The sequence below is a fragment of the Bacillus arachidis genome (assembly GCF_030285945.1).
In the GTDB taxonomy this organism is placed as follows: domain Bacteria; phylum Bacillota; class Bacilli; order Bacillales; family Bacillaceae_G; genus Bacillus_A; species Bacillus_A arachidis.
Genome location: NZ_CP127376.1, coordinates 925,419 through 938,317, shown reverse-complemented (window position 1 = coordinate 938,317; position 12,899 = coordinate 925,419). Strand labels below are relative to the sequence as shown.

At 33.0% G+C, this 12,899-nt stretch carries 9 protein-coding genes and 2 pseudogenes; 5 read left to right on the top strand and 6 right to left on the bottom strand.

Annotation, left to right across the window (positions count from 1 at the left end; translation table 11 throughout):
* Positions 1-94: 94 nt before the first annotated feature.
* Positions 95-1,492, top strand: a complete 1,398-nt coding sequence (locus tag QRY57_RS06435; RefSeq protein ID WP_286016955.1) for a sigma-54 interaction domain-containing protein — start codon at positions 95-97, stop codon at positions 1,490-1,492.
* 324 nt (positions 1,493-1,816) lie between these two features.
* Here the strand turns inward: QRY57_RS06435 and QRY57_RS06430 are convergent, their stop codons facing one another.
* Both QRY57_RS06430 and QRY57_RS06425 read right to left on the bottom strand, forming a co-directional pair.
* Positions 1,817-2,608, bottom strand: coding sequence for a phosphotransferase (locus tag QRY57_RS06430; RefSeq protein WP_286016954.1), 792 nt, complete (start codon positions 2,606-2,608; stop codon positions 1,817-1,819).
* Positions 2,609-3,226: 618 nt separating this feature from the next.
* Positions 3,227-3,586 (bottom strand): YolD-like family protein, encoded by a 360-nt coding sequence (locus tag QRY57_RS06425; protein WP_286016953.1) that lies wholly within the window; start codon positions 3,584-3,586, stop codon positions 3,227-3,229.
* 353 nt (positions 3,587-3,939) lie between these two features.
* Here QRY57_RS06425 and QRY57_RS06420 point away from each other — a divergent pair, with 353 nt between their 5' ends.
* Both QRY57_RS06420 and QRY57_RS06415 read left to right on the top strand, forming a co-directional pair.
* Positions 3,940-5,130, top strand: a complete 1,191-nt coding sequence (locus QRY57_RS06420; RefSeq protein WP_286016952.1) for an alpha/beta hydrolase — start codon at positions 3,940-3,942, stop codon at positions 5,128-5,130.
* Positions 5,131-5,153: 23 nt separating this feature from the next.
* Positions 5,154-5,567, top strand: coding sequence for a DnaJ family domain-containing protein (locus tag QRY57_RS06415; protein ID WP_286016951.1), 414 nt, complete (start codon positions 5,154-5,156; stop codon positions 5,565-5,567).
* Between the two features lie 132 nt (positions 5,568-5,699).
* Here QRY57_RS06415 and QRY57_RS06410 read toward each other — a convergent pair whose 3' ends face one another.
* The 4 genes and pseudogenes from QRY57_RS06410 to QRY57_RS06395 form a co-directional block, all read right to left on the bottom strand.
* Positions 5,700-6,104, bottom strand: coding sequence for a DUF6262 family protein (locus QRY57_RS06410; protein ID WP_286016950.1), 405 nt, complete (start codon positions 6,102-6,104; stop codon positions 5,700-5,702).
* Positions 6,097-8,103 carry a tyrosine-type recombinase/integrase gene (locus tag QRY57_RS06405; RefSeq protein ID WP_286016949.1) on the bottom strand — a complete coding sequence of 669 codons (2,007 nt, stop codon included), beginning with the start codon at positions 8,101-8,103 and terminating at the stop codon, positions 6,097-6,099. Before QRY57_RS06405 ends, QRY57_RS06410 begins: the two co-directional genes overlap by 8 nt.
* On the bottom strand, positions 8,100-9,197 hold the full coding sequence (locus tag QRY57_RS06400; RefSeq protein WP_286016948.1) for a phage lytic cycle repressor MrpR family protein: 1,098 nt from the start codon (positions 9,195-9,197) through the stop codon (positions 8,100-8,102). The genes QRY57_RS06405 and QRY57_RS06400 overlap by 4 nt, the downstream gene beginning before the upstream one ends.
* A gap of 180 nt (positions 9,198-9,377) precedes the next feature.
* Positions 9,378-10,643 (bottom strand): annotated as a pseudogene (locus tag QRY57_RS06395) (Y-family DNA polymerase).
* A gap of 240 nt (positions 10,644-10,883) precedes the next feature.
* On the opposite strand from QRY57_RS06395, the pseudogene QRY57_RS06390 reads away from it, so the two are divergent.
* A pseudogene (locus QRY57_RS06390) lies at positions 10,884-11,042 on the top strand (helix-turn-helix domain-containing protein); the annotation flags it as partial.
* Positions 11,043-11,319: 277 nt separating this feature from the next.
* Positions 11,320-12,753: an alanine/glycine:cation symporter family protein gene (locus QRY57_RS06385; protein WP_286016947.1), complete on the top strand. Its 1,434-nt coding sequence runs from the start codon at positions 11,320-11,322 to the stop codon at positions 12,751-12,753.
* The last annotated feature ends 146 nt before the right edge of the window (positions 12,754-12,899 follow it).

The following is a 12,899-nucleotide window of genomic DNA, read 5'->3' as shown; positions in this document are numbered from 1 at the left end:
GTTGTATCCTTTTAGCGACAAATCTGTCTACGAGTGTCTACTCTTGTATACGTTTTATATCGGGTTTACATATAAAATCATTGGAGGATATTCTATGAAACAATCTGATTCTTTTGCGATTCCTACATTGCATACACTTCTCTCTTCTGTAGAAGAAGCAATTTCTATTGTAAATACGAAGGGCGTAATGCTTTATTGGAATGAAGCAGCAGAAAAAATGTATAACATAAAGAAAGAAGATATTATCGGAAGGAATGTTCAGGAATTTTTCTTAAAAGAAGATATTATGAATTTAAAAGTCCTTGAGAGTCAGCAACCTGTTCGGGATATTTATCACCTCCCGCGGCCAGATAAACATGTATTGATTAGCACAACACCTATTTATAATGAAAGCAATGAACTAATTGGCTCTATGTCCGTCGAACAAGATATTACCGCTACGATTAAATTAAATGAAAAGTTATCCTCTACATCTGAAGAACTCCAGCAACTAAAACAACAAATAATTCAAAATAATAGAGACGATCCTTTCAGTAATATAAAAGGAAATAACTTAGCAATCCAGCATATTATTCATGACATGACAAAGGTCGCGAAGACAGATGCGACCATTTTGATTACTGGGGAAAGCGGTGTTGGGAAGGAGCTTTTTGCTCAAGCGATTCACGATGCTAGTTTAAGAAGTAAGAAAGCATTTATTCCAATTAATTGTGGCGCTATCCCAAATGCTTTGTTCGAGAGCGAGTTATTTGGTTATGAATCAGGAGCATACACCGGAGCCGCTAAAGGAGGAAAACCTGGAAAAATAGAATTAGCAGACGGAGGTACGTTATTTCTAGATGAAGTAGGAGAACTTCCGCTTGATATGCAAGTAAAACTTCTTAGAGCTTTACAAGAAAAAGAGATTTATCGAATTGGAGGACAAACACCTAAAAAAATTAACGTCAGAATTATCGCCGCAACGAATCGTATATTAGAAGATATGGTTTTAAGCGGTACTTTCCGGTCCGATTTATTTTATCGACTCAACGTATTTGCTGTCTGCATCCCGCCGCTTCGCGAGCGTACGGATGATATTTCCTACTTAGCTCATCATTTCTTAAAAGAATTTTCTTTTAAATATAACAAGTCAACTCCTTTTGTTCATCAAGAGGCAACGAAGCAATTACACGCATATTCTTGGCCAGGTAACATCCGCGAGTTACGTAATATGATAGAAAGATTGATTGTCCTTCACGAAGGCAGCCAAATATACGAATCAGACATTCTCAAGCTACTGCCGCAAACAAGGTCTTTTTCAGGCCCCGTGAACCAAGATGTGCTTTCACTTACTGACGAAAAAGAAAGTCTAGAGAAAACACGCATTCTTCAAACCTTGCAAGACACGTATGGAAACAAAAGCATTGCAGCAAAAATATTAGGAATGTCTCGAGCTAATTTATATAAGAAAATCAAAAAGTATGGGATTGTACTTGGTAAAGAAGAAAATTGATACCATGCCCCTAAAAAAACTCCAACTTACTTCTATCAAGTTGGAGTTTTGCTTACCTTGCTATCTCTTCCCACTTCATAAAACACTACGAATGCAATCCTTAATGATCAGGCAACAAACTGAACAGCAGAATCCTCTCGTTAAGAAAATATTATAAAAAACCATAAAGCTACTCCTAAGTAATTCAATTATTGCGGAGAAATCTAAAATAACGGGCTACATAACATATTCATTCACAGGTTAATTTGCATAGTAAATAACACGCAAAAAAGCTCAAAGTCCCTATATGACTCTGAGCTTTACTTTTGTATACGACTTATTTCATTACATCCACTCTTTTCCATGTTCACGAATGAATTTAATATCGTTTTGATAATGTTCAAGGTGTCCTTCATCCATCATTTTTTGAAAATTTATATCGCCTTCTTCGGCTTTTCTTTTCATATATTTACATAACCCTTCTAATCGTAACAATACCATCTCTAAATAATCTTCTTCCATGCCCTCACCGTAGGATTCAAAAAACAATTTAACTCTTTGTTTTATACGGTCGGCATGCTGTAATGAATTATAATAAACCGCCTCACCTGTTTCAGTATGATACACTCTGCTTAATGGGACACAAGTGTAAAGAGTATAGGCTATGTCCCAGAGTCTTGGACCAGGACTAGCAACATCAAAATCAATAATACCTACTGGCTTTTCATGATTAAAAATAATGTTATATATTGCAAAATCATTGTGGCATACAACCTCTATTTTATTTGGAGTATTATCCATTGGTTTCCAATCATCCGATAACGGAAAATCACTCACAGCATCATGGTAAAGACGGAGCATCTTCGCTATTTCTTTTAAAACATCATTAGACCACATGTATTCTTTTAAAGGATAATTACCAGCTTCTCCTTCAATAAATGATAATATCTCTCTATCTTTTTCATCAATCCCTAAAAACTTTGGTGCATAACTAAAACCTTTGTTTTCCAAATGATTTAATAGCTTATGAATTTTGGTACTGTCTGGCTTTAATTCTCGTCGAACAGTACCTCCCGAACGATATACGTTTGAGACATTCCCTCCCGTTAGCATTTCTTCGTTTTCGTAGTTTGACATCTGATAATTCCCCTCCGAATATTAGAAAACTAGACACTCTTAAAACAAATGCCGATTGTTTAACAATCCTGCTCGTTAACGGAACAAGAACCATGTTGCTTGCCTTTATATTTTAACATAAATTCCCTATTCCTTTTTTTAACACCTCGAATAGCAACTTTAATCGCATCAAAAATAACGAAATGACAATAATTATGGTCATCCTGATAATTGACACGCTATTGCACTTGTTAATTCAACAGTGAAAACAGGATAAAATTTTACATATCAACAAAAAAACGAGTATAAAACCTTTGTGATTTTATACTCGATTTAACCTGCCATTTATGCGGTTTCTCCACGTTATCTGAACTACTTAACCTACTCCTACTTAATTCCCTCAAAATATGAATCCCTCGGGCGGTTCCGGTGCAAAAACTATAAAACGTATGTAACTCCTCTTCATATATTTGCACCAGAACCGATTTAAATATATTCTATTCTGAATGTTTTTGTTCACATTAGGTAAATTTCCAATGTATTTATTGGTTTTATTCTTGATTTGAATAAAGATTAGGATAAGATAAAAAGTTTGAGTATTTAAAAATACATATTGTCACGATAGCATGGCGATAACTACTATTTAGTAGCAATAATATCCATAAATTTAAGAACAATCCTTTTATAAAAGGCATCTGTACAAATTATTGATTTATTTAACGGATCTATATCTACAACAGTCATGTAGCTAGTAAGTACATGACCGTCTTCATAATATGTAATTAATATTTCCTCTTCAGAGAGCAAGGAGCATAATAGCATATTTTCAATTAAATCTTGCTCCTCTAGAGTTAACATTGGGCGTTTCACTTTATTCTTTTGTTTAACAATCTCACTGATACCAGCAAATTGCTCTGGCATTGCAGCGAATGGAGTCCATTTAACCATTTTATCAAGATATTTTTTAAAAGAATTTATATATATATACAATTCTATCATTGTATATATGTCTTCATTGATACCCCAATATAGTCATTTTTTGATGACAGTCGTGGGTGAAATAAACCAATTAGAACGAGAAAAATAAATTTGGTTACCATAATAGACATCACGTTTTCGCCTTGAAAGTACTAAAAAAGTGTCTACCTAATGGTTATCAGGTACCGACTGTTAAAGAAGAAATGCAATAGAATTAATCGCTACATCAATAAAGATAATTAATAAAATTTTAAATTTAAAAACACTATTTTGTTCACAAAATATACACTATATCCATAGTAAATAACAAGGAAACAATTAATTGAATATTGAAATAATCATTAAATTAAAAGAGAGAAGAAAGGGAGAAACAAATGAAAAAATTAATGAGTCCAACTATGCACGATTTGGTGGAACAATTAAATCAAGGGAATCCTTCTGCTATTACATTGTTTTTGGAGAAAATAAAGGAACAACAAACACCTATTGTGGAGAATTGTCCTATTGATGATGAGTACAGTCTTGTTACATATATTTGGTTAGGTGACGAAAAAACTGAAAATGCATATGTATTTGGAAGTTTTCCTGGTTGGGATATAGCTGCGAATGAAATGGATAAACTTTCACATACAAACATATGGTTTAAAACGTTCCGAACAAAAGAAAAGTTTGCTTCAACGTATTACTTTTCAATTAATGATGACTTTGAACAAGATTGGGTAAAACGAAGTGAAAATTATACGCATGATCCATTGAATTCTAAGATGTTTGAGCATGAATCAGGGCCGATTTCTGTTTTAGAGCTAGGTCTATCGCCACAAATTGACCAAACAAATCAACAAACTCATATTGCAACAGGAAAAGTGGAAACGCATCAGTTTTATAGTTCTATTTTAAAGAATGAACGGAAACTCTGGATATATACTCCGCATAATTACTCACCTGAACACTCTTCTTATGACTTACTTATCATGTTTGATGGTAGATCTATGTTGCAGTCGTTATCAGCAGCTACAACACTAGATTATCTTATACATTCAAAAGAAATGCGGCCATGTATTCTAATTGGTATTGAACATGTAGATCGATTTACAGAACTCACATTTTCTGAAGAAATGAATATGTTTTTAACAAAAGAACTACTTCCGTGGATTCAACACAAATACCATGTGAACCCAAGCCCCAATCATACAACAATTGGCGGATTTAGTCTTGGCGGTTTGGCAGCTTTTTATGCAGCTTTGCAATATCCAGACCGCTTTGGAAACGTTTTATCCATGTCAGGTTCTGTACATTGGAAAAAAGAAAATTACACAGGAACACACCCTTGGATTGAAAATCAATTTAAAAGAAGTAACACATTGCCATTACGTATTTATATGAGTGCTGGGAAGTTAGAAAATAAACCATTGTTAGAAGCAAATAGGGGATTATCACAAGTACTGAAAGAAAAAGAATATCAAAGTACCTATGTTGAATTCGCTGGTGGTCACGATGTATTGTGGTGGTACAAACAGTTTGCTCATGGATTAGTGTCCTTGCAACAATTAAAAATCCTCATGTAATAATTAATAGGAGGAGAAATCATATGAAGGATAGAGAAAAAGATTTAGATAAAGCCTTAAAGAAACAAGAAATTTTAGTAAAAGATGAAAAGGTATGGTCGTATACATATGAAGATCATATTAGTTCGATTATTAAACGTTCTCAAAAAGAAGGCGCATTTGATGACTTAGTAGGAAAAGGAAAACCACTGCAAGTTGATAAAAGTCTCTCTTATAATCCAGAAAAACAGCTTTATAAGACAATGAAGGATAATCATATTTTGCCAAGATGGATTGAACTTTCAAAAGAAATTGATACATTAAAGGGAAAATTACATATCTGCACGGAGGAAGAAGAAATTGTTACAATGGTTGAAATGATTAATAAAAAAATTTACGAGTACAATTTAACTTGTCCACCATCAGCACAAAAAATGAAGATAAGTAAACCAAGCTAATACTGGATAATCGATACTTAATTAAAGTTCTCCCTAAAATGAAAAAATACGCTATTCTTTCTGTAGAAATCTATAAAAAGGATAGCGTGTTTTTAGATATTTTATAATTGTATAAGTAAAAAGATATTGGATTTATAAATTTTCATAAACTTTACCTAAATCTTTCTTGATTTGCATCTTTAATTTTTGATTTTCACTCTCTAGTAAATATATCTTTTCATTTAATCGATTAATCCTATTTTTTAGCGTTTCTATAATTACATCTTTAGAAGCGTCAGATGTATTTCTTTTTACCTTGCTTAAATTATGTATTCCTTCCTGTTGTTGACGTAATTCTTCTATTTTCTTTCTGATAATTGGGTCTCTATATAGATAAGCTTTAGAAACGATAGCTTTTTCTGAAACTGAATTAAAATTAATTTTTTTACGCTCTTTAATCATCATTTTTATTATTTCATCTACTCGTTTTTGAGTTTTCTTCTTCTTTTCAGAGGCATAATTTAATAGTCCTTTTGTGTTTGGTGTTTTATTAGCCATCGGTTTTTCGTTCCTCTCCTACATACTCACGTTTATGTTTTGGCATACCAAAAATTCCAATTTCATTTTTTAGTGAATCCCTAATTTCTTTATATTTATTAAGCTTTGGCTCAATTAACTCAATAGAACGAAGGCGCCCGCTTGCCTGATATTTTGCAATATCTTCTTCCATCTTCAATATTTGTGTGTTGTAGTAATCTAAGAATGTTGTATCCACATGAAAACTTCTACAATTATTTTTAATGCAAGGACTTTCTAACGAATAATCTAGAAAGTCACAACTGACTTTAGGACTTTTTATACATAAACCATGATCCAAACGAATAGAGTCCATATTATGGCGTATCCATTCAAGTTCTAAGCCATTTTCTTCAGCCTGCTCGGGTAAACTTGTTTTTACTAATACACCATTTATATCTATCCGTATTGAATTTTGAATTCTTTCCCATTCTTTTCGAAGAGTATTATCTGAAATTTTCGCGTAAGTCAATGTCATTTCGGGGCTAGTATGTGCCATTAACTTTTGTACATGAAGAATATTCATGCCATTATTAATTAGATTGACCCCATATCTATGTCGAAAAGCATGGTTTTTAAACAGAAATACTTCTCCATTTTTATCAAGGATTTTATATTTTTCAGCTAGTTGATTTAATGCATAGGTAACCGATTTTTGTGGAAAAGCCATTCCCCTATTTTTTCCCGTAAGAACAGGGAACAAAAATTGATTTAGGTTATTGTGCTTTTTTTTATGATTGTTAATATATTCTTGTTGTATTTTTACGATTTCCACAATTTCTTCTGAAATAGGAACAATATGTTCTTTTACATTTACCTTTCGTTGATCTCCTATCAACCACCAACCATCTTGCTTATATACTAGACAATTTACTTGTAACTGACACACATCTGAAACTCTAAATCCTGTTGCTTCCATAATGACTATTAATCGTGCAATTTCAGAATCTAAATTATGTAAATTTTCCAATACTTGATCCCATATAAAATCTGGTACATGTTTAACATGTTGGTGATAGTTTTTCTTTTCTCTTCGTGGAAAATCTTCTGGAAATATTAGTCTGTTAACAGGAGTTTTAGGTGCTTCTTTCCATTCAAAACCTTGCATATATTCAATTATTCTTCTTATATTTGAAAGGCACTCCATTACATGACGATTACTAGGAACACGATTTTTCGCATAACTCTTTCCTCCCATCTCACGATTTCTAACATAGAATAAAAAATCTTCAATGTCCTGTCTTTGCAGATTCTGTAAATCGATCCACTTTGGATAAGTTTCTACAATGAAATCAAAAAACAAATACATTTTCTTTAAAAGATTTTGGGCCGTCGCAAAGGTAATTTGTTGATGAACAAGTAGTGTTTGATATACATATTTTTTAACCAATTCCCGAAAGGGAAATTTTATACTGGTGAAATTAAGAAATCTGTCTCTTCGAGACATATTATATGGAATCCCTAATCTTTTTACATTCCATTTATCTTTTTGATGTTCAGGTCGTTCGTCATAATAATTAGAGAAAAAATCATATAAACTTTTACATACTCCAAGATAAGGTGAAATAAATTCTCCTCCACGAGGATGGGATTGTTTTAACGGCTTATTATTCTCAGCTAGATATAATTTGTACTCATCTAATAATGTAGTGTAAGGAATATCAATTATCGATGTGACTTGAGGGAATTTTTCGATTAAAAATTTTGAAAGAAAGTACATTTTATTAAAATGCATGTGGATAAAGCTGGATAAATGCCAAATTTCATTGGTTAAAGAATAAAAAGAGTAGTACTTTATCTCCAGTTTAATAAATTGATTACTAATTTTACTGAAATCAACAGATTTTATATTTTCTTTAATTTTCCCCCTTCTATCTGGTATGGGAAACGCTTCGACAGTCCATTCATCTAGAGCCCAATAACCTTTAAGTTCACTTGTAGCTTTACGTTGTATTTTATTGGAATTAATAGCTACTATCATTTTCTCATTCTCCTATGCTGCTGGGCTTCATCCCAGTGCTTTCTTATAGTTTCTTCTGATGGATGAATATACATGTTTAAAGTAGTTTGTACATGGGCATGTCCTAATAACTTTTGAATAATACCAGCATCCATGCCTAAATCATAAAGGTGTGTTGCGCATGTATGTCTAAGTGTATGAGCGGTAAAGTCTATCTTCGTTTTTTTAGAAAGTATTCGTATAACAGCTTGCAAAGCCCAATATTGCATTGGTTTCCCTTTATTTTTTCCTTTTAAATTAATAAACACATGGTTAGAATCTACATCATTAGTATGATAATCGATAATATAATCTTGAAATAAATTCATTGTTTCATTTGATACATATACTTTTCTTTTTTCTCCAGCTTGTGTTTTGGATTCCCTAACAGTGATACTACTATCATTGATATTGAAGTCCTCTATCCATAAACTTAATAACTCAGAAGCTCTTAATCCTCCTTCATATAGAATACGAATCATTAACTCGTCTCTTATGTTGTTACATGCTATATGAATTAATTCTGCCTGTTTAGTAGTGATTGTTTTTATTTTTCTTTTAGGTTCCTTAAGTTTTAATATATTAATTTTTGTTGTTGAGGTATGTGTTATGTGATCTAAAAATTTACGATATTTACGCCTTGTATTATGAACTTCTTTTGTAATTTTGGATTTTGCGTTAAAAAAGATTTGACCACTACGCCAGTGATAATCCAAAAATTCGATAACACAATTAGTGATCAAATTAACGGAAGATTCAGTTCTTTTGGTGTATGCTAACTCCTGTGTGTCATTTAAATAGATAGTATTTAAGTCATCTATCGGCTTTCTTAACCAATGAATGAATTCTGTTAATAAACTTAGATCCACTTCTTTGTAATCTTTATTCTTTTCGTTTAAAAAACACCAGAATATTTTCAAATGATAACAGTACGTTTTAAGCGTATTAGGTGCTTTTCCTAAAGAATCCTTATGTTTTATAAATTTCATGACTGGGATAACAGGTTCACCATTGTTATGTAAAACCATCCAACGTTCTTCCCCCAATGATGTAATTATACTCTGTACTTTAAACACTTTCCCACCTCCAACTGTTCAATCTATCTATACTATAAATACTATCTCTTTTTAGTATTATTATAGCTTCTACAAAGAGACAAAAAAAAGAGAAACACCTATCATTGTATACGTTATCTCTACTCATATATTATACTATTGTTAAAACCATTCCTCTTCCCCTTGGCAAATTAGCGTTATTCATGCTTTGTGCCCCCCTAATAATGTGTTTCTGTATCTTGCTGTAGCACTATTTGTATAAGAAATCCCTCTTAATATGCTGTTTTTTCCAAACTTAGTGCGTATTTCATCCATTACTTTAGTTAATTTCATTTCTTTTTCTCGTTGTATGATGTTATCAAAAAGAGAGATTTGTTCTTCACCTTCATTGATTAAGTTAGTTAAAGAAACATTAATGAATCTAATTGGTTCTCCAGTATACAACTCATGTAAAAAGTATGTACAAATATGATAAATATCCATTGTTAAATTCGTTGATCTGTTTAGTGTGTGAGTTTTTCTGAAACCACCAGCATAATTTTTACTGTAACCAACTGAAAAATGAATAGTTTGAGCAAGTTTGTTATGTCTCCTTAATCGGTAACAAACTTCCTCGATATGTTCCAAGAGAACAATCGGAAACTCTTCTATTGTGTAATCACGCATTAATATTTGGCTTTTACCAACGGAACTTGTTGCTGGAACATACTTTTCTGAAATACGGCTAAAATCAATGCCATTGCTATGTAAGTGTAATTCTTCACCAATAACCCCTAAGCTTTGTTTTAAGTACTTGAGAGGATATTGCGCTAAATCTCCAATCGAATGTATTCCCTTTCGATTTAATTTCGCCTCCGTTTTACCCGAAATTCCCCAAAACTTACTAAGTGGTCGTATCGGCCATAATTTTAGGTGTACATCTTCGTACTTCCAATACGCAATACAATCTTTTGTTTTCTTCGCTTCTACATCTAAAGCTACTTTACTCATCAAAGGGTTAGGACCGATACCTATCGTGCATTCAATTCTTGTCTTCTCATATATTTCACGTTTAAATTTCAATGCAAACTCATATGGACCATTAGCAAACAGATGAATGCTATCGGTAATATCCATAAAGAATTCATCGATGGAATACTGGTGGAAATCTTCAATAGGAACGTATTGTAGAGCTAATTTCGTTATGTAATTTGAGCATTTTATGTATGTTCCCATTATTGGATTCACGACAATTATGTCTTTCCTACATGGTATTTCTTACAATCTAGACATTTTTTTAACACCCAATGTTTTTAATGGTGGTGTTGCAACCAAAACAATGGATCCGTTTCGGTTAATATCACCAACAACTGCTAATTTAGTATGAAGTGGATCTAATCCTATCTTGATACACGATACACTGGCGTAGAAGGCACGAAGGTCTACACATAAAACAATTCGATTCGGCAAAAGTGAGTAATCATACACTGTCATTCCCCCTAAACAACAGAACTCATGTTCTCATTATACACAAACATACGTTCTTTAGGAAGTATAAAAATAGCTCCGTTATTTTATCCGAAGCTACATTGCACTGCTATCCTCCCGATATCAGCCTGCTGATTTGCAATACTTACTACTTAGAGGATGGAAATCTAGCGGCTTCAGAGCGTGTTAGAAACGGTGCTACTATAATCGAACCCGAGGTCAAGCTGAAAACAGACCTAAAAAGAAAGTCTAGAGAAAACACGCATTCTTCAAACCTTGCAAGACACATATCGGAACAAAAGCATTGCGGCGAAAAAATTAAGAATGTCGCGCGCTAATTTGTATAAGAAAATCAAAAAGTATGAGATTACATATGTAATACATCAAAACCTCGAATGATGAGCTTTATTAAAGAGACCATCATTCGGGATCATTCAAGTTTCCTTTTCATAAAAACTAGACTATGCTTCTCCCCAGTTTTTAAAATTTCACAACTTACTTTGAATAAAGATTCTTCTTTCTCGCATTAAAATTATTCAAGAAAAACAAAATAGTTAGAAAAATAAGTATAATATTGTTTGAAACGATATTAAAAACCATTATTTCATACTATATTTGCTTCTATGATATTTTTTAAATATACTTTTATTATAAATAAAAAAAGGAAGTGCATGATATGATTGATACTTTTAGTAGATTCCTTGAGATAACGAATAACATTTTATGGTCATATATTCTTATTGCAATGTTAATCAGCCTCGGGCTTTATTTTTCTTTCAAATTAAAATTTGTACAACTTAGCCACTTGGGTGACATGATACGCTTAATAAGTAATGGCTTTAACAAAAAAACAAAGAAAAAGGATAGCATATCCCCGTTCCAAGCATTTTGTTTGAGTGCGGCGGCTCGTATTGGAATCGGAAACCTAGCTGGTGTAGCGCTAGCTATTTCAATGGGCGGACCTGGTGCAGTATTTTGGATGTGGTTCATTGCGATTATTGGAGCTGCTACAAGTTTTGTAGAGTGTACACTTGCACAAATTTATAAGATAAAAGACGGACGTGGATTCCGCGGGGGTCCCGCTTATTATATGGAGAAGGGGCTAAATAAACGCTGGATGGGCGTTTGGTTCTCACTCCTGATTACTGTTACTTATGGATTAATTTTCAACTCTGTACAAGCGAATACAGTAACATTAGCATTTGAAAACGCATTTGGTTTGGAACGGTACATCGTAGGAATAGTAATGGCTACACTCGTTGCGATTATTATTTTTGGTGGTATTAAAAGCATCGCACGTATTACAGAAACGATTGTTCCGCCAATGGCGATTGTTTATATCGCCGTAGCTGTTTTTGTTGTAATTAAAAACTTCTATATTTTACCTGATATTTTTCTAGAAATATTTAGAGGTGCATTTGGTTTAGATCAAGCAATTGCTGGCGGCATCGGGGCAGCAATGAAGTATGGTATTCAGCGCGGTTTATTCGCAACGGAAGCGGGTATGGGTAGTTCACCAAACGCCGCCGCTACATCAGATGTCACTCATCCTGTAAAGCAAGGACTTGTTCAAGCGCTTGGCGTTTTCGTTGATACGTTTTTAGTATGTACTTCAACAGCATTTATCGTCTTATGCTCCGGGGCATATAAGCAAGCGAATTTAGAAGGAATTGAGTTAACACAAATTGCATTAAGTTCACAAATCGGCTCATGGGCAAGCAGTTTCTTAGCGATTATTATTTTCTTATTTGCGTTTAGTTCATTACTAGGAAACTACTATTATGGTGAAACCAATATTGCATTCATTAAAGAAAGTAAATCATGGTTAATGATTTATCGCGTTGCAGTAGTTGCGATGATTTTCTTCGGATCCGTTGCGACACTTCAAACTGTTTGGAATATGGCTGATTTCTTTATGGGTCTTATGGTATTTACAAATTTAATTGCCATTACCCTTCTTGGTAAGTTTGCATATGCCGCTTTAGCAGACTATATAAAACAAAAGAAAGCTGGAAAAACACCAATTTTCCAAGCTGATTCTATTCCTGGCCTACAGAATACAGAGTGTTGGGAAAAAGATAATTCAAAGGAAGAAAAACAAGCCGTATAAGAAAAGAAAGAAAATCCAATTTCTTACTATGAGAAATCCCCCTTATTACAAATTCAATTTGTAATAAGGGGGATTTTTTTGAATGCATAATCCTACTCATTTTTGTGCTTGTTTGAATTAGAGAAAAGTGCGATGCGTTACTTATT